The 17,149-nt window shown below is 39.0% G+C and carries 20 protein-coding genes; 6 read left to right on the top strand and 14 right to left on the bottom strand.

Features of this window, described 5'->3' with window-relative positions:
* Positions 1-334 precede the first annotated feature (334 nt).
* The 6 genes from NSQ58_RS01070 to NSQ58_RS01095 form a co-directional block, all read right to left on the bottom strand.
* Positions 335-586, bottom strand: a complete 252-nt coding sequence (locus NSQ58_RS01070; protein ID WP_023990442.1) for an RNA polymerase sigma factor — start codon at positions 584-586, stop codon at positions 335-337.
* Positions 587-719: 133 nt separating this feature from the next.
* Positions 720-1,934: an ABC transporter permease gene (locus tag NSQ58_RS01075; RefSeq protein ID WP_103744686.1), complete on the bottom strand. Its 1,215-nt coding sequence runs from the start codon at positions 1,932-1,934 to the stop codon at positions 720-722.
* The gene (locus tag NSQ58_RS01080) at positions 1,931-2,668 is read right to left on the bottom strand and encodes an ABC transporter ATP-binding protein (RefSeq protein ID WP_023990444.1); all 738 of its coding nucleotides are present in this window, start codon (positions 2,666-2,668) and stop codon (positions 1,931-1,933) included. Before NSQ58_RS01080 ends, NSQ58_RS01075 begins: the two co-directional genes overlap by 4 nt.
* Entirely contained in the window at positions 2,665-4,119 is a 1,455-nt protein-coding gene (locus NSQ58_RS01085; protein ID WP_023990445.1) for an efflux RND transporter periplasmic adaptor subunit, read from the bottom strand. Before NSQ58_RS01085 ends, NSQ58_RS01080 begins: the two co-directional genes overlap by 4 nt.
* A 33-nt stretch (positions 4,120-4,152) precedes the next feature.
* Positions 4,153-5,259, bottom strand: a complete 1,107-nt coding sequence (locus NSQ58_RS01090) for a TolC family protein (RefSeq protein WP_341056749.1) — start codon at positions 5,257-5,259, stop codon at positions 4,153-4,155.
* 210 nt (positions 5,260-5,469) lie between these two features.
* A complete protein-coding gene (locus NSQ58_RS01095; RefSeq protein ID WP_341056751.1) occupies positions 5,470-6,144 on the bottom strand; it encodes a phosphatase PAP2 family protein in 675 nt (224 codons plus the stop codon).
* A 454-nt stretch (positions 6,145-6,598) separates the two neighbouring features.
* On the opposite strand from NSQ58_RS01095, the gene NSQ58_RS01100 reads away from it, so the two are divergent.
* The 3 genes from NSQ58_RS01100 (at position 6,599) to NSQ58_RS01110 (ending at position 9,099) form a co-directional block, all read left to right on the top strand.
* Positions 6,599-7,189: a class I SAM-dependent methyltransferase gene (locus NSQ58_RS01100; protein ID WP_076264960.1), complete on the top strand. Its 591-nt coding sequence runs from the start codon at positions 6,599-6,601 to the stop codon at positions 7,187-7,189.
* Between the two features lie 88 nt (positions 7,190-7,277).
* Complete coding sequence (locus tag NSQ58_RS01105; protein WP_341056752.1) at positions 7,278-7,958, top strand: response regulator transcription factor; 681 nt, start codon at positions 7,278-7,280, stop codon at positions 7,956-7,958.
* A complete protein-coding gene (locus NSQ58_RS01110; protein ID WP_341056754.1) occupies positions 7,951-9,099 on the top strand; it encodes a sensor histidine kinase in 1,149 nt (382 codons plus the stop codon). The genes NSQ58_RS01105 and NSQ58_RS01110 overlap by 8 nt, the downstream gene beginning before the upstream one ends.
* A 191-nt stretch (positions 9,100-9,290) precedes the next feature.
* On the opposite strand, the gene NSQ58_RS01115 is transcribed toward NSQ58_RS01110, so the two are convergent.
* The 5 genes from NSQ58_RS01115 to NSQ58_RS01140 all read right to left on the bottom strand — a co-directional run bounded on the left by NSQ58_RS01115 (position 9,291) and on the right by NSQ58_RS01140 (position 12,684).
* Positions 9,291-9,989 carry a polysaccharide deacetylase family protein gene (locus tag NSQ58_RS01115; RefSeq protein WP_023990451.1) on the bottom strand — a complete coding sequence of 233 codons (699 nt, stop codon included), beginning with the start codon at positions 9,987-9,989 and terminating at the stop codon, positions 9,291-9,293.
* Between the two features lie 210 nt (positions 9,990-10,199).
* A complete protein-coding gene (locus tag NSQ58_RS01120) occupies positions 10,200-10,607 on the bottom strand; it encodes an MGDG synthase family glycosyltransferase (protein WP_341056755.1) in 408 nt (135 codons plus the stop codon).
* A gap of 436 nt (positions 10,608-11,043) precedes the next feature.
* Positions 11,044-11,169 (bottom strand): winged helix-turn-helix domain-containing protein, encoded by a 126-nt coding sequence (locus tag NSQ58_RS01125; protein WP_305954126.1) that lies wholly within the window; start codon positions 11,167-11,169, stop codon positions 11,044-11,046.
* A gap of 1 nt (position 11,170) precedes the next feature.
* The gene (locus NSQ58_RS01130) at positions 11,171-11,767 is read right to left on the bottom strand and encodes a DedA family protein (protein WP_068938306.1); all 597 of its coding nucleotides are present in this window, start codon (positions 11,765-11,767) and stop codon (positions 11,171-11,173) included.
* Positions 11,768-12,093: 326 nt separating this feature from the next.
* Positions 12,094-12,684: a DedA family protein gene (locus NSQ58_RS01140; protein WP_341056757.1), complete on the bottom strand. Its 591-nt coding sequence runs from the start codon at positions 12,682-12,684 to the stop codon at positions 12,094-12,096.
* A gap of 809 nt (positions 12,685-13,493) precedes the next feature.
* Here NSQ58_RS01140 and NSQ58_RS01145 point away from each other — a divergent pair.
* The 3 genes from NSQ58_RS01145 (at position 13,494) to NSQ58_RS01155 (ending at position 16,000) form a co-directional block, all read left to right on the top strand.
* Positions 13,494-14,060: a class I SAM-dependent methyltransferase gene (locus NSQ58_RS01145; RefSeq protein WP_316244264.1), complete on the top strand. Its 567-nt coding sequence runs from the start codon at positions 13,494-13,496 to the stop codon at positions 14,058-14,060.
* A 163-nt stretch (positions 14,061-14,223) separates the two neighbouring features.
* Positions 14,224-14,904: a response regulator transcription factor gene (locus NSQ58_RS01150; RefSeq protein WP_023990458.1), complete on the top strand. Its 681-nt coding sequence runs from the start codon at positions 14,224-14,226 to the stop codon at positions 14,902-14,904.
* Complete coding sequence (locus NSQ58_RS01155; protein ID WP_053326164.1) at positions 14,897-16,000, top strand: sensor histidine kinase; 1,104 nt, start codon at positions 14,897-14,899, stop codon at positions 15,998-16,000. The genes NSQ58_RS01150 and NSQ58_RS01155 overlap by 8 nt, the downstream gene beginning before the upstream one ends.
* Before the next feature lie 92 nt (positions 16,001-16,092).
* Here the strand turns inward: NSQ58_RS01155 and NSQ58_RS01160 are convergent, their stop codons facing one another.
* The 3 genes from NSQ58_RS01160 to NSQ58_RS01170 all read right to left on the bottom strand — a co-directional run bounded on the left by NSQ58_RS01160 (position 16,093) and on the right by NSQ58_RS01170 (position 17,067).
* Positions 16,093-16,368, bottom strand: coding sequence for a hypothetical protein (locus NSQ58_RS01160; protein ID WP_023990460.1), 276 nt, complete (start codon positions 16,366-16,368; stop codon positions 16,093-16,095).
* Positions 16,343-16,651, bottom strand: a complete 309-nt coding sequence (locus NSQ58_RS01165) for a hypothetical protein (protein ID WP_341056758.1) — start codon at positions 16,649-16,651, stop codon at positions 16,343-16,345. The genes NSQ58_RS01160 and NSQ58_RS01165 overlap by 26 nt, the downstream gene beginning before the upstream one ends.
* Positions 16,652-16,743: 92 nt before the next feature.
* Positions 16,744-17,067 (bottom strand): hypothetical protein, encoded by a 324-nt coding sequence (locus NSQ58_RS01170; protein ID WP_341056759.1) that lies wholly within the window; start codon positions 17,065-17,067, stop codon positions 16,744-16,746.
* Positions 17,068-17,149: the final 82 nt, after the last annotated feature.

Below are 17,149 nucleotides of genomic sequence, written 5' to 3' on the forward strand. Positions count from 1 at the left end.
CCTTCAGAATAAATTCTTTGGATAGGCTACAGTTACGTGGACTGAAAAAATGAGGGTAATAGAATGAAAGTAATTATTTTTCACGGTTAGATATTCGCAATTCCTTCACATCCTAAGGTGGTCAAATGACCACCTTTTAATGTTTTGACTCAACTATTCTACCTACACTCTTCTAGACATAAAAAACGTGGTTTATTGTATTAGATAACAGATAAACTAGAGGTATTGGTTGGATCAATAAAAAGATATTTAAGGATCAGAGCTTGAAAAAAAAGCTCTTTCAGCAAAAAGAATACTGTCAGTCCTACTGCTTATTAGGTTCTTCCCAATCAGTTCATGAAATATATCTTAATTTAATATGTTTAGAAGCTCTGTACAGCGACGACTTCACGGCAGCTTCGCTCTTGTTTAAAATTTTAGCTGTTTCTTTTATGGAGTATCCTTGGACTAGGCGCAATTCGAGTACAGTCCTTTGCACGTCATTACTTACCATCAAAAGAATTCGCTCGACTTCCTCTTGAATTACAAAATCGAGGGTATCCCAGTGATAATCAAATAGTTCTCTATGTGAAGAGTATTCTCTCATCTTTTTTCGTTTTCTTAATACATCTATAGCAAGATTTTTGGCATTACTTTTCCTTCCTGCTTCGATTGCTTTTCAACAAATACTGCACCCTCAACAATACCTATTTACGTTTCATGAACATTTTTCAATAAAATTATTCGTATCTCAATGCATCTATCGGCTTCAATCTCGCTGCTTTATAAGCTGGGTATACCCCAAATAAGATACCTATACCTGCAGAGCTAAGAAACGAATATATGATCGGCGAGACCGTGAATTCAATGGTCATACGAGTTGTTGCTTCAATTATTTTAGACGCTCCTATGCCAGCAGCAACCCCAAGTATACCTCCCATTAGACCGAAAATGACTGCTTCGAACAGGAATTGAATCATAATATCTCTAGGCTTGGCGCCAATCGCTTTGCGAATACCGATTTCTCTTGTACGCTCTATAACGGAGACCATCATAATATTCATAATTCCGATTCCCCCTACCACGAGCGATATTGCGGCTACACCTCCCAGCAATTTGCTCATGATATTATCTACACCCAAAGCTGCACCTGCTGCTTCGGACAGACTCATAGTTTGAAATTGATCCGGTTCTGAGGGTTTTAGCTGATGCGTCACACGCAAGCTCCCCAATATATCTGAATGAGCTTGATCCATCTGACCTGGTGACTTGGCGGAGACATCTAGGCTGGTGATATTTTTCTCACCCAGACGGTTCATCATGGTTGTAGCAGGGATGTAAATTTGATCATTTGTACTGCGGCTTAAATTCGTAACGGGCTGAGAATTCAATACTCCGATCACTTTGAAGGGGATCTGTTTAATTTGAAACGTTCGTCCCACCACGTTTTTGGTATCCCCACCAAAAAGACGTACAACCGCTTGGCTTTCCAGAATAGCAACATTCATACGTTTATCCAACTCATCGTTGGTAAATGTCCTGCCTTCAGCAAAGGAAAACTTTTTAACTTTATAAAATGAAGCGGATGTTCCTATAATAGTTGCATTATAGTTATATCGACCCCATACAACTTTTGAATTGCTCGAAATACTGGGCATTAATGCCGCAATCGAACTCTTTTGTTCCATTGCCTTGATATCAACCCACGTAAAGGAGGGCAAGTTGTCCCCATTGATTTCTTCCTCGGTCATTGGCATGGCTGGAGCAACCATAATCACGTTATTCCCTAGACTATTTATTTCCTCCTTAATACTGGCTTTAGAACCGTTTCCGATTGCCATAATGGCAATAACCGCTGCCACCCCAATAATAATACCGAGTATCGTTAAAAATGAACGCATCTTGTTGGTGGTTAAGCTATTCATTGATACACGGATCGTTTCCATCACATTCATAGGCTTACCGTCCTTGATGAAATTCGTCTATTCGTAATTTGCTCATCCCGCTCAATATTGCCATCCCGAAAACTAATCAATCGTTTGGCATATTCAGCTATTTCCAGCTCATGAGTAACCAGAACTATAGTTTTTCCCAGCTCATTCAACCCTTGAAACAGTTCCATAATCTCAATACTCGTTTTCGTATCCAGTGCGCCCGTAGGTTCATCTGCCAGCAGAATAACAGGATTATTTACCAATGCACGTGCAATGGAGACACGCTGCTGCTGACCACCAGAAAGCTCGTTAGGCTTGTTATACATCCGTTCGGCAAGGCCAACGCTTCGTAGCGCCTCCACGGCTCGTTCCCGGCGTTCCTTGGCAGGTATACCTGCATACATCATAGGTAGCTCTACATTGGCTAATGCTGTAGTTCGGGGAAGTAAATAAAATTTTTGAAACACAAAACCTAGCTTCTGATTTCTAATCTCCGAAAGTTCGTTCTCACGAGCATCCAATATGGAATACCCATCCAGGTAGTATTTTCCGGTATCCGGATGATCCAGGCAACCAATGACATTCATCATGGTAGACTTGCCCGAACCAGAGGGTCCCATGATAGCAACAAACTCACCTTCGCTAATGGATAAATTCACGCTGCGCAGAGCCTGAATCTCCTGACCGCCTACTTCATACATTTTTTTCAGTTCTTTAATTTCGATCACCGTTTTATTGGATTGAGTTTCGCTCATTGTGCCTGCCCCCCTCCACTGCCATTCGGATCAGCACTGCTGTTCTGAGGAGGAATAACAATAGTTTCGCCTTCCTTGACACCAGACTTGATTTCGGCCTGATCCGCTGTATATACGCCTAGTTTCACCGGTCTAAATCCATAATCAGCAGGATGTGCCGCGTTCTTCGCCACATATACTCCATCTACACCACCTTCAGATCTCAATGCAAACAATGGCACAGACAGCGCGTCTTTGTGTTCAGCTAACAGAAGGGATACATCCATGTTCATCCCCGGTTGCAGCCTTATTTTTTGGCTATCCAAAGACAATTCAACTTTGTATGTAGTCACATTGGATTCCACAACTGGCTCTGGAGAAACAAAAAGGACTTCTCCTTTGAATTGCTTGTCCGGAAATGAATTGGTATGCATTGTAGCCTGAAGTCCGGTCTTCAATTTGGCGATATCACTTTCGTTAACCTTGGCACTAACCTTCATGACCCCTGTGTTGGAGTTATTCATTATGATAAAAGGTGCAGTAGGACTGGTGCCCACATCGCCGTTGACCTTCAAAACAATCCCATCCCACGGCGCCGTAACCTGTAATTTATTCAGAACACTTTTCTTTTGCTCCAATTCTGTTTCGGCCTGCTGTAAAGAAGCCTGTGCAGATTGAATGTTGGAAGCTTCAGGCGGGGACTGTGCTGCCTTTAATTGAATTAAAGCGGTTTTATAACCCATTTCAGCATCTTCAATAGCCTGGTTTTGTCTGATCTGTGCCTTCTTGTATTGAAGCTCGGCATTACTCATATCCAATTTTGCCTTATCCAAGCTTTGCTTGGCCGTCGCCAGGTCACTTTCTGCGGCCGCATCATTCTGAACTAGATAAGTCTGGTCATCATAATCCTTCTGGGCTTTATCCAAGGTCACCTTGGCAACCTCTTTTTGTGCAGCGGCTTCCTCTAACTCCGTCCCGTCCTTGGCTGTTTTAATCGCCATCTGTGTCTTTAGGACATTTGCCTTCTGGAGCTCAATATCACTTTGCTTTGGTCCACGCTTGGCTTCCTCTAGCTTGGCCCTTGCAATCGCAACATTGGACTGGGCATCTTTAATTTGTAATTTGGCATCTGAATCATCTAAACGAGCTAAAACCTGGCCCGCCTTAACACTATCTCCTGCTTTGACATTGACCGCAATGAGCTTGGCACCCTCGACATTTGTAAAATTAATATTCACTTCCTTGGAAGCCTGAACGGTCCCAGTCACGGCAAGCGATTCGGTTATATTGGTTTTTTTCACCTGAACAATCTGGTTCGCAGGACCCTCCACGGGCTTTTCCTGCCCCCTATTCATATAAACAGTACCACCGATTCCCACTATAATGATCAAGGCCAGAATACCTATGATCACTTTTAATCTTCTTTTTTTTCTTAATATTTGCAATGCATCTTTTTTTACTGTTTCCGGCAATGTCATATCCCCTTAAATATATTTTTTTAAATCCTATACACTCCACGGTTTGTTTAAAGCATGTTGTAACTGTGTCATTTGAACAATCAATTCATCCATATTCCGTTCTATTTGCTTCACTTTTAACTGATTAGTAGCGACCTCCATACCTGTGGCAAATCCCCGTTCCTTTTTTTTACGAGAAATGTTTAATACTTTATTAGCGTTCTGCAGATTACTTTGCAGTTGTTCGTATTGCTCATCATTTTGCTGTAAATTAAAGTACATACTCTTCAATGTTTCTGCCAATTGGTCTTTGGTATTTTCCAGTCCACCTTGTGCTGAATCTACATCAATCTGTTTAATTTCATAATCATCATTCCCTGAGTTCCACGTGTAATATTTAACTTCCATCTTTGCCAGCTTGACAGCCTCCTCCTGTCTCCATACCGAAGGACTCGCCGAAATGGCACGTGTCACAAGCGTATCCAAATTCGTGCTATCCATTTTTCGGTAAACAGGTCGATCCACCAGTTCATAGACCGTACCTTGCGGTTGCCCCATTTGGGTATTTAGTGAATCCATCGCTTTTTGCAACGCAGCTTTTGCAATCTCTATATTTTTTTGTGCTTCTATACGAGTCTGAATAATGCTGCTTTGATCACTTGGAGAAATTTTTCCACGGTTGGCTTTTGCCTCAGCAGCTTTTTCCTCCAATAATGCAAGCGAAAGTACATCCTCACTGCTCTTCACCTTGTTATCAGCCAGAAGTACCTCATAATAGTTCTTCATTGTAGTGTAGTCTGTCTGATCTTGGGCAAGCTCGATTTGCTTCTTGGATTCCAGATAAGAAACCGTCGATGAGGCATACCCCTTCCATGCTGAACTACTGGCCGCATCCTCTTCTCCATTACCTGTACCTGCGGGAATGAAGTCCAGATTCTTACCTGCATTTTTCAAGTTAATCCGATTGCGATCTATCGTTTGCTGGGCCTCCTTCAAGCTAAAGCTATTGGATCGCGCCCATTGCTGGGCTTGACTCAATGTTAGTTTCACACTTGCATTGGAAGCCAATTGCTGCCCCTCTGCTTGAACAAAGGACCCTGAAAAAGAACTGGTTGATAAGGCCAACAGCAATAAAATGAACATACGTTTTTTCATAGAACCCCCTCTTTCTATTTTTAAATAATTGTACAAACACATTCTTATATGAATTATCTATTGTTCTCTTTTGAGCAACTACAAATGAATCATAGACACGTGCAGATTGCTTTCTGCTTTGGCTAAAAGTATTTCGGGATGAAACGATCTAGCAATGTAATCATATGTCAGGGTTTTCTCATAAAATGAGATATGAATGAGCGTCTCTCTTTACTCAGCAGAAACATGACGCTCGCCTCCTTTCAGAGTCAGGCGATTTCTATGTCCCTGTAGGTATGATAAGGCTATGCCCGCCGATCGGTACAACAGCTCTCCGGCTAGGATACCGCCAACGACATCCGCTAGTACATGCTGCTTGACCAGCAAAGTGGACGCTATAATGACAATAGACATCGCGGTGACTGCCCAGCGAATCGTTCTTCCGAATACCCTTGCTCCACGAAGCATCAGGTAGCTGGTTAGCACATGAATGCTCGGGAAACAGTTAAACGGCTGGTCATGGCTGTACACCAACCAGACCAAACGGTTGATGACGCCTGTCTGGGCTAGATTGTCTGGACGGTGAACAGCCGTTTGGAAAAGGGCATAGACGATATAAGAAAGGATCAGCCCTCCACAGAGCGCAAGTAGCGTCCGGTAATAAGCTGTTCTGTCCTTGAACGCAAGTCCGATCAGTACAGATGCAATGAACGGGTACCAAAGAACATAAGGAATAATAAAGGACGGAACGAATGGCGTTAGGCGATCTAGATCCGTTACGAGGCTATAGACGTGTTCGGTAGGATGGTTAAGTATACCGTAAAAAATATACAATAACGGAACCACTGTAAGCCATAGAAGAGACAGCCAAGTTGAAAGGAAGGATTGTTTTGTAGGGTGAGTCACGTTATCATCTCCTGATTAGGTTTATCTATAGCAATGAACCCATCATAATGATAAACTCTGAAGAACTTTAGAGGATTTTTCTAAAGAATTCCTTAACATTAGTTGGTAAGGGGTATTCCCTCTCACATCTTATTTATAGGGAATCTTATCAACAATTTACGTAATAAAAAGCCTCGCCAACTTTTTTGTTGGCAAGGCTTTTTGGGTTCTTCAATCAGATCAGCTTTCTGATTTTCATGCACTTCTTGCAGACTTCGAGTCTGAATAGTGTACATATCTTCAGATTTTCTTTAGATATATCCTCGTAAAATCCTTAGATTTTTTCGTTACTATTTTTATATTGATATAAATAACAAAACGAGGAGATATGGCAATATGTTTTGGATTATTCCTTCCAGTTGTTCGGTATATCATCCCTTTATTTGTTGGGTACCCAAAAGGGAGAAATTAAATAATGGGGGAAAAACAGTTGAATATCAGTGAATGTCTACTTTTTTTGCAAGGTTTTCTCACAAATCCACAACGAGTAGGAAGTGTTATACCTAGCTCCCGATTTCTAGCAGCTAAAATCGTTGAGTCTATACCATGGAATGAGGTAAAGGCAGTCGCAGAACTCGGGTCAGGTACAGGTGCTATTACACGTTTCATGAAGCCACAGTTAACCGGATCAACAAGAGTGCTATTGTTCGAAAGGGATAAGAAAATGAGAGCTACTCTGAAGACAAAATACCCGGATTTCGCGTGTCATTCAAACGCTTGCCAATTAATCAAAAAATTGAATCAAGATGACATCGGCCAGCTTGATTGTATTATTAGCGGATTGCCATTTTTTAATTTTACGAGTGAAATGCGAGAAACCTTACTTAGTCAGATTATTAAGGCACTAAAACCAGAAGGGATTTTTGTCGCTTATCAGTACTCACTTCAAATGAAAAAAAAATTTGCCGAAGATTTAATCATCGAAAAAATCGAGTTCGTACCTTTCAATTTCCCTCCAGCTTTTGTATATACCTGTCGCAAAAGGGGAGGCAATAATCGGTATTAATAAACTTTTCGTAGCAATCATTGGGTTTGCCTTAATTATAGAATTTTAGTAGCCGTAATCATAAAAAGTAGGAAAGGAGCATCATGTAATGGATACAATACTTGTTGTAGGTGACGATACAGAGATTCGAGATGTCATTCACGTTTATTTGCGCAATGAAGGATACTTTGTCATAGAAGCTGCAAATGGTCTGGAAGCGTTAGATTTAATAAGATCAATCTCTTTCGAACTTGTCATCTTAGATATTAAGATGCCACAAATGGATGGCATTAATGCTTGCATTAAAATAAGGGAAATATCGAGCACCCCCATTATCATGCTATCGGGGGAGGAAGAAGATATTGGTAAAATTTCGGGTCTTACTCCCGGTGCGGACGATTACATGATAAAACCTTTTAATCCGTTAGAATTACTCGCTCGAGTAAAAGCTCATTTGCAGCGACAATCATTAATAGGAAAAGAAGAATTTAATTCTGTTATATTCATCAAAGATCTTGTGATCGATAAGAGTAAACATTCCGTTACATTGAAAGAAAATAACATTTCGCTGACCCCTCTTGAGTTTTCAATTCTAGAGTTGCTTGCAAGCCACCCTGGGCAAGTATTTAGCTTTGATAAGATTTACGAAAGCGTGTGGAAAGATTCTATTGGGTATTCCGATAATACCGTGATGGTCCATATTCGTAATTTACGAGAGAAATTAGAGGAGTTCCCCAGAGATCCTCAGTATATTAAAACGATTTGGGGAGTTGGTTATAAAATTGACTGAACATGTGCAAAAACCAAAACGAAAAAAAAGGATGATTCAGGTCAATATTTTAATCAGAATGATGCTAAGTCTCATTATCGCCACAACCATAAATAACATGCTTATTTCACTTTTACTGGATATTGGCCATGGCATGGAATCCGAGTGGCTCCTCAATTTCATTCCGTATATTTTCCCCCCCCTGTTTATGGTTAACTTTATTATTACTTTCCTAGCTTTAACTCGACGAATCGTAAGAGACTTAATTTCGTTGGAGCAAGGGCTTCAAATTATATCCGAGGGTAATTTAAGCTATCGAGTGCCTGTCATGCGAAATGATGAGCTTGGGAGGGTTGCGTTTAATATCAACTTGATGGCGGAACGTCTACAACAGCAGATCGAAAAGGAACGTGAACTAGAAATCTCCAAGTTGGAAATGATAACAGGCATATCACACGACTTGCGTACGCCACTTACAAGCATTATTGGCTATATAGAACTCTTAAGAACAAATTCATTTCAAAATAAAGATGAATATACGCGATTTGTTCAAAACACTTATAACAAAGCTATTCATTTAAAAAAATTGCTCGATGATTTGTTTGAATATACCCGACTTACTTCGGTCGATACCCGCCTGGACCTAAATAAAATCGATGTATTCCAGCTTCTAGATCAATTAATTTTTGAATTTGAACCGATCGCTCAAGAGAACGGTATCCATATTATTAAAGACTTAGGTAACTCTCCTATTATAACCGTTATTGACAGTAAAAAAATTGCCAGAGCAATCGATAATCTACTCATGAATGCCCTTAAGTACTCTGTAAAGCCAGGAACCGTACGTATTTTAATGAAGTTGGATAATAAGCAAATTAGTATTGAGATCGAAAATAAAGGGAATCCCCTCACACAAGAGCAAGAAAATAAACTCTTCAATCGTTTTTATAAAGTAGACCATTCAAGAAGTAGTGAAGGCATTCAAACGGGAGCAGGTCTGGGCCTTTCTATTGCTAGAAACATTATTGAGTTGCATGGAGGAACCTTAACGCTCATTCATATAGATAACATATTTAAATTTACTCTTACTTTGCCTTTCGAAGGAGTTCTGACCCGTTCCATTGGATCAGAAGAAGGCCACTCCGGCAACCTTGATGTATAAGTAAAAAAACTTAAGCCCCGAACAATACTTTGTCCTGGGCTTAAGTTTTGATTTTTAGTATCCAAATTAAACTTACTCTGTTTTTTAAATAATCTTCGAGAGTGCTGACAGTTAATGTGTTTATGTAAAACAAAAAAGCCGCGCTTATCACGGCCGTACCATAATTAATGCTCATATATTTAGCCTGTTCATTATGCAGCTCTTTTCTCATCTACTCTCTGAAAACAATACCCCGTATATAATGCTTCAATGATAAATTCATTTAATGCCTCCAACATGTATGCAGGTGCATCCCTGTCTGCTCCAAACGTTTGCCCGCTATCATGAAGAACGATAACAGCTCCACCCCTTAGCTTGGACAGCAGCCTTTGCTTAATTTTTTGCTTGCCGCCAGAGCTCTTCCAGTCACCTACAATAACAGACCAAAGAATCATGCGAAATTGCTTCATCAGAAAAAAATCAAATAGGTTAATGACTCCCCACGGGGGCCGATAATAGAAGGCTTTCTCTCCAATAATACGATTAATGACATTGGCCGTTTTGTTTACCTGCTCGCGAACCCTCTTAGGACTCATTAAAGCATTTGACCAATGTACATAATTATGGATTCCGACAAGATGTCCTTCATTGTGCATCCGTTGGATTAAATCGGGATATTTCTCTGCTTTGCGACCAAGGACAAAAAAGGTACCCTTTATATTATATTTCTTTAATAAATCAAGCAAAAGAGGCGTAAATTCTGGGTCCGGACCGTCATCAAAAGTTAAGGCAATGGGCTGCTCGCCCGTTCCCCTTTTATAAACTCCGATTCCAAATAGTCGGATTATAAGGGTCGGGATAATCGTGTAGACGAGTAATGCACTAATGAGAATTATGAATGTCTGCTTCATGATCCTGCTCCTTTTTAACAGTAATAAATCCATGCTTGCCTTTTTTCTAGGAGCATATCTTTATTTCACTGGATCTATTATTTATTGCAATAGTTCCAAAAATAACTTCTAATGAAGCAAACGCGGACTCTTTAGGATGGAACTGTTTAGTATTTTCTATCATATGTTGAAGAAGTTTTGCATCATCTAGTAATTCCGATAGGCGCTCGGTTAGATCCCCAGATGTCTCTCATTCAATTTCATTCGAAGTTTTTCATTATGCCCACAAACAATGATGAATTGTACAGGCTGTGACAATAGATCAAATTTCTGAATAGTAGAGCTTCCATCGCCAATCATGCCGCAACCTCCTCCCATCACAAGCACAGTAGGCATATGAGGATCTAAACCATACTTCTTAGCTGTTTTCTCTCTTTCTATGGACTGAGAAAATTGCGGGCGAATGGGAATTCCCGTATCTGCAATCCGAGTCTCTTCAACACCTAATTGAATTAAAGAATCACGTACACTTCTGGAACCCACAATATATTGATCTGTATATGGATAAATCCATGAACTATGATCCGTGTGATCGGTAATGATAGTAACAGTATGAATATCGATAAAGGATGCTTTCATATGCCAAAGAAACGATTCTTATTATTGATGATGAAATGAAATTCGGGAGTTGGTGGGGGTATATCTGACCTATGACGATTAATATTTTTAAATCAGCATTTCGCCTTATGTGAAAATCGTTTGAGCTGCTAGAATATATAGCAACAGTGAAATCATAACTTTGTTGTATTTCCTTTAAATCTATCAAAAGTGAACTTGCGAACCTTCGGGCAAATCGAAAATGTATTTAAACATGTGTCGGGTCAGTTTAAAAAAAGGGGAAAATAAAGGCTGGTCTAGCTTTAGAAAAAAATATCCCGCTTGTAATCGATTTACAAACAAATTGATACAAGTTATTACAATGGCGAAACTGAGATATGCAATGACGAGACTGAAAACTAACGCCAAAAAAATCTCAAAGCAAACATTTCTTTTGCCGTTTATCAGTTTCAATTTTCTACCCAACTCCCCAAACGGTTTTTATATATCGCGGCTCTCTTGGGAGATCATCTATTTTCTCGTGTAAATTCAGAATTTGAACTCCTACCGTATTATCTAAATCTCCTAAAGGTTGATTCCACACATCACGCTTTGCTCCTTTTCCGACTTTTAAGAATCATGAATATGACAATTCCTATGATTAAGGCAAGTCCCACATATATACCGTAGTGATAAATCATTGTCCCGATTGTTTCCACATGACCACCTGCAAATTGGCCAACTACAAAAAAGACAGACGTCCAAACAAGACCGGCTGTGTAGGAATAAAGAATATAACGGCGAAATGACATTTTATTAATTCCGACTAAATAGGGAACAATATGCCTCACCACCGGAAAAAAGTAGCTAAAACTCAATGCAATATTTCCATATTTATTTAGAAGGTGTTCTGATGTTTGTATATGCTTCCCCAAATTTTTTTTATGGCGAAGTTTATCCAGCACCGGCGAACCGAAAAACCTGCCTAGAATATAACCAAGAGATAGCCCGGAGATAACTCCTAAATAAGTGATAATAAATGCTGGGAAATAATGGAGTAACCCTACTTTACTAACGGCTCCGCCGGTCATAACGACAACCTCGTCCGGTATTGGCATTCCAACAATTCCGAGCCATAATGCAAAGAATAAAGCAGCATAACCAAACTGCGCAATCCAATGAATTAGTGTGTCATAACTCACTTAAATCCTCTCCTTCTTACGGCATGTATAAACAAAAGCAGGAGGAAAATTGAGGGGCACAAAATCGATTTTATCAATAGCAGATCGATTTACTCGCAGTTCGATAAAGCGGGTGATAGCTCCTGTGCCAGAACCGAATTCTGCAATTGTGCTCACATCATCCCATGATACAGATTGAACCATTTTACTCGCCAGAAACCGTGAACTGGGCAAAACACTTCCAACTCACTTTGGATTTTTAATAAATCGTTGCAAGAACATTGCATACTGATTTGAAGTCAAATGACTCTCCCCCTTTCTTCTATTTTTTTCATTTGTTCACCAGCTTATGCAGTAAAGTTGGATACTTTCGACTTGAACCACTTGGTTGTGATAAAGGTGCCAACGGCTATCATTAGAGCAACCACGGCCAATTTAGGATCGATCAAATCTAGCAAAGCCAATATATAATGTCCAAGGAACTTGCCAAAGGTAAAGAACGTAGCGGTCCAAACAAACGCGCTGGAATACGAAATCAAAGCAAACTTCTTGTATGAGGTACCGTTTAGACCAACGAATACAGGCAAAATATACCGAATGACTGGTATGAAATGTCCAAGACACATTGCGATATCTCCGTGTTGTTCAAAAAATTTCTCTGCTTTCTGAAAGCGACGGTTGTTTTGAAACTTTAGTTTAAATTTTTCTCCAAAGATTCTGCCCGCAAAATAAGCAATTGTAATTGCTATAAATAAGCCAGCGAGAATAACAATATATACAATCCACGGGTTTAAAGCTCCGTTGTTACTCAAAATTCCACCTGTTAGTATGGTTATTTCATTTGGAACCGGGACGCCGAATGGGCCTAGACAGAAGGCTAAGAAAAAAAAGAGATATCCATAATGATCGACTAGATGTAAGACGATATCGCTAATCATGTTCTAACCTCCTCGTTAATGTCGATGAAAGTATATTATTATAAAAATCTTAGGAGCTTATAGGGATATTTCTAAAGAAATTCTGAAGTAATACAAAAACGCCTTTAATTCTCCCCTCCAAGCCATGGCTTGACATCTTAAACTGTTTTACGCCCAATGTAGGAAAGGTCTGATCAGCTTTTAACCAAGCTAATCAGACCTCAACTTTATCCTAACACTTTGGTAATTCTACTTCTTTAGCACTGATGGAAATTGAAAAAGAGAGAGTTCACTCTCCTATTCCCACTCGTACTAGTGAAAACATAGCTTCACATACAAGTAGAAGAAAATACACGATCTCATAAACATCCCCCTCCCCAACATTATGAAGGGATACAAATTAGAGTCGCACTAGGTCTTTCTATAGCCATAAATATCATTGAGTTGCGTGGCGGAACAGTTTGCCCTTATAAAAAAGCCTTACCGACTTGGTTGGTAAGGCTTTTTGGGTTGGATGATATAGATTTTAAGCCTTCTATAGATGAATCTTTAGATTTTCTTTAGAAATATACTCATTAATTCCTTAGTTTTTTTCATTATGATTTCTGTATCGAAACAATAAAGAGGTGCAGAAATAGAGAGATTGGGCCATGTGCATCGGTATGTTCTTCCCAATCGTACGATATTTTCTCCCTATGTCTTCACTTCAATTTTCTCATTTTTAATCGTTCCGGTATCCATTCGTTTCGATAAAAGAAATAAATTTGTTAATTTTTGTGCCATATTCAGCATTGTTCCTGACAATAAAAACAGTAATGGAGGAAAATCAGTTGAAACTTAATGAATACCTTTTATTTTTGCAAAGCTTTATTCACAGCCCAAAAAATGTAGGCAGTGTTATACCAAGCTCTCGGTTTCTAGCGACCAAAATGGTTAAACAAGCCCCCTGGAACGAGATTAAGGCAGTCGCAGAACTCGGATCGGGTACAGGTGCCATCACCCGCTTTATCAACGCCCAGGTGAGTGAACCCACGAAAGTGTTATTGTTTGAGATGAATGAGACTATGAGGAATAATTTACAGACAGAATACCCAGACTTCTCCTGTCATCCGAACGCTGCTCAGTTAGTAGAAGCAATGAAGAAAGAGAACATTCATCAGCTGGATTGTATTTTTAGCGGACTACCTTTTTTTAATTTTGAGCGTGAATTGAGAGATACCTTGGTTGAACAGATCTATAAAGCACTCAAACCTGGAGGCTTGTTTATCGCCTTTCAATATTCGCTTCAAATGAAAAAGCAGCTTTCCGAAAAATTTATCATTGAAAAAATTGATTTAGCACCTTTCAATATCCCTCCCGCTTTCGTTTACGTCTGTCGCAAAAAGGAAACAATTTAAATGATGATGACACTTTCATTCACTCCATTAAATGTTTCGCTTATGCCTATGTAGAAAAAGTGAAGACTTTACCTTATTATCAAGATATCTATACTAGTTGCGTAATTTCAGGTACCTTAAATACCTTAATTCTACCCAGTCAAAAAAGAAGGAGCAGTCAGTAATGAATACCATTCTTGTCGTGGATGATGATTCCGAGATTCGGGATGTCATTCATGTATATCTACGTAATGAAGGATACCATGTGATTGAAGCAGCCGATGGTGAAGAAGCCCTGGATGCCATAAAGACAACACCGATTCAACTGGTTATCCTGGATGTCATGATGCCACGAATGGATGGAATCAGAGCATGCCTTAAAATAAGGGAAATATCGAATACTCCGATTATTATGCTGTCAGCCAAGGAAGAAGATATTGATAAAATTAATGGGCTGACCACCGGGGCCGATGACTACATGATCAAACCGTTCAATCCATTAGAATTGCTTGCTCGCGTAAAAGCGCAGCTACGTCGTCAAACATTAATAGGAAAAGAAGAATTTAATTCCCTTATTCTTATTAAAGACCTGATCATCGATAAGAGTAAACATTCCGTAAAGTTAAAGGGCAACGAAATTTCGTTGACTCCTCTGGAGTTTGCTATTCTGGTCTTGCTTGCCAGCCATCCTGGACAGGTTTTTAGTTCGGAGCACATTTACGAAAATGTATGGAAGGCGCCATATGGATTTTCTGATAATACCGTAATGGTTCATATTCGTAATTTACGAGAAAAATTAGAGCAGTTCCCAAGAGATCCTCAGTATATTAAAACGGTGTGGGGAGTTGGCTATAAAATTGAATGAACATGTACAAAAGTCAAAACGAAAAAAACGAATTCAAGTCAACATTTTAATCAGAATGGTGCTAAGTTTTATTATCGCCATTGCTATAAATGATATTCTCATTTTACTTTTCTTGAAAATTAGCAGTACTATGGAATGGCATTGGTTTCGCAATTTTTTTCCTTATCTTCTTACCCCCTTGTTTATGGTAACGTTTATTTTTACTTTTTTAGTTTTGACACGGCGAATCGTTAGAGACTTAATTACATTGGAGCAAGGGCTTCAGATTATTTCCGAAGGTAATTTAAAATATCGGGTACCTGTTGTTCGGCAAGATGAACTTGGACGGGTTGCGCTCAACATCAATCGAATGACAGAACGTTTAGAGCAACAGATTGTAAAAGAACGTGAAATAGAGAAATCCAAGATGGATTTGATCACAGGTATTTCACATGACTTGCGCACGCCTCTGACAAGCATTATCGGCTATATCGAGCTTTTAAGAACAGACTCATATCAGGATAAAGATGAATATACGCGCTTTGTTCAAAACACCTATAACAAAGCGATTCATTTGAAGAAGTTGCTCGATGACTTGTTCGAATATACTCGGCTCACTTCAGTCGATACCCACTTAAATCTGAGAAGGATCAATTTATTTCAACTCTTGGATCAATTGCTGTTCGAGTTCGAACCCATTGCTCAAGAAAACGGTGTGTATATCGTAAAAGATATCGGTGATTCCCCAATCGTTGCCTCCATTGATAGCGATAAAATTGCCAGAGCAATCGATAATCTTCTCATGAACGCCTTAAAATATTCCTTGAAGCCTGGAGGCATTTGCATTCGACTGAAAACGAGTCCTAAGCAAATTACGATTGAGGTCGAAAATAAAGGAGCTCCCCTCACGCAAGATCAAGAGGAGAAGCTATTTGATCGTTTTTATAAAGTTGATCATTCAAGAAGTAGCGAAGGTATCCAAACTGGAGCAGGACTGGGTCTTTCCATCGCTAGGAATATTGTTGAGTTACATCAAGGCACCCTAACGCTCAATCATAGTCATAACGTATTTACATTCCAATTGAATTTACCTTTTGAAAACAACTCAAGTAGCTAACCGCAGTCCTTAAAGAATATTTATACAGTGGCGGATTATTATGATTTTACATCTTAATAAATCCATTTACAGCGACTCAGGATATTCCTATTTCATAACCATTTCCTCAATATACTGAATGTCGCATATAACGTGCTTAAATGATCAATTTTCTTTTTCAAAGAATTATCTCTAATAATCTGTCCATCTTTAGTCCATTGTCCATATATTTGAACTAACCGCCCTGTAGTTCGTGAGAGTTCAAGAAGAAGTGCTGTCTTCAGATGCTCTTTTTGAACTAAAGTTAGGTTATTATCCATTTTTATTTTATTAAATTCTTCTATCAAATCTCTTACTAGTTCATTATTCACTTCTTTCAATGAAGCCATTGTCTTCTCCAAGAGCTTCACGTTTCCTTTTTATCTCTTGATACCCTGGAACTAAACATACTTCGGTTTGGACATCTTTGTACTCTAATTCAGCAGATTTATAGATTGATTTTCCGCAAATAGTTAAAAAGTAGCTCAATTTATCTAAGTTTGGTTTCGCTAAATTCTTTTTCCCATTAAGTTGACCCTTGTGAACATAGTCCTTAAGCGAATCAATTATATCCACCATTAAACCGATAAACTCTTCCTTCTGATCTTCCTTAAAATTTTTTAACTCTCTCAATTAAATTGTCATAATAAACTGACAATAGGCTCTCGTTCGAGATATTTGAGACAAGTGTATTTATAAGTAACGAAAGATGTGATACGCAACAATTAGCAATAATAAGAATTTATAACAGTTTGAACTCTTCTGTCATCTAGTGAATTAAAACTATCTATTATTGGTTTAATATTAGTAGGTAATGGAACAAAGTAATCACCCCCTTCATCATATTCTTCGTAATCGAGTTCAGTTCCGTTAACGTCTTCTTTCCTAATTGTTGATTCTTCCTCTTCAATGTTATAAACCAGTTTACCAATTGCAGGTACAGGTATTATATCCTCTTCGTCTGTAATCGTTCTAACTTTATAAATTCCATTATCGTGCTTTATTACTTTTATTTGTTGTTCTAAGGCTTCCAAGGTATCTAGTGTCACGAGAGCCGCACAGTCTTCGTGCCATCATACGATATTAAAAAACCTAATGAGGTGAGCCTATTGTTCGTTCAATTAACCGTGA

The organism is Paenibacillus sp. FSL M7-0134, assembly GCF_038007865.1.
Lineage (GTDB): Bacteria > Bacillota > Bacilli > Paenibacillales > Paenibacillaceae > Paenibacillus > Paenibacillus polymyxa_B.

Bases quoted from the DNA above. Each gene is read 5' to 3' on its own strand.
- NSQ58_RS01070 (WP_023990442.1), bottom strand. From the start codon at position 586: ATGAGAGAATACTCTTCACATAGAGAACTATTTGATTATCACTGGGAT.
- NSQ58_RS01075 (WP_103744686.1), bottom strand. From the start codon at position 1,934: ATGAATGTGATGGAAACGATCCGTGTATCAATGAATAGCTTAACCACC.
- NSQ58_RS01080 (WP_023990444.1), bottom strand. From the start codon at position 2,668: ATGAGCGAAACTCAATCCAATAAAACGGTGATCGAAATTAAAGAACTG.
- NSQ58_RS01090 (WP_341056749.1), bottom strand. From the start codon at position 5,259: ATGAAAAAACGTATGTTCATTTTATTGCTGTTGGCCTTATCAACCAGT.
- NSQ58_RS01100 (WP_076264960.1), top strand. From the start codon at position 6,599: ATGGGGGAAAAACAGTTGAATATCAGTGAATGTCTACTTTTTTTGCAA.
- NSQ58_RS01105 (WP_341056752.1), top strand. From the start codon at position 7,278: ATGGATACAATACTTGTTGTAGGTGACGATACAGAGATTCGAGATGTC.
- NSQ58_RS01115 (WP_023990451.1), bottom strand. From the start codon at position 9,989: ATGAAGCAGACATTCATAATTCTCATTAGTGCATTACTCGTCTACACG.
- NSQ58_RS01120 (WP_341056755.1), bottom strand. From the start codon at position 10,607: ATGAAAGCATCCTTTATCGATATTCATACTGTTACTATCATTACCGAT.
- NSQ58_RS01140 (WP_341056757.1), bottom strand. From the start codon at position 12,684: ATGATTAGCGATATCGTCTTACATCTAGTCGATCATTATGGATATCTC.
- NSQ58_RS01150 (WP_023990458.1), top strand. From the start codon at position 14,224: ATGAATACCATTCTTGTCGTGGATGATGATTCCGAGATTCGGGATGTC.
- NSQ58_RS01160 (WP_023990460.1), bottom strand. From the start codon at position 16,368: ATGGCTTCATTGAAAGAAGTGAATAATGAACTAGTAAGAGATTTGATA.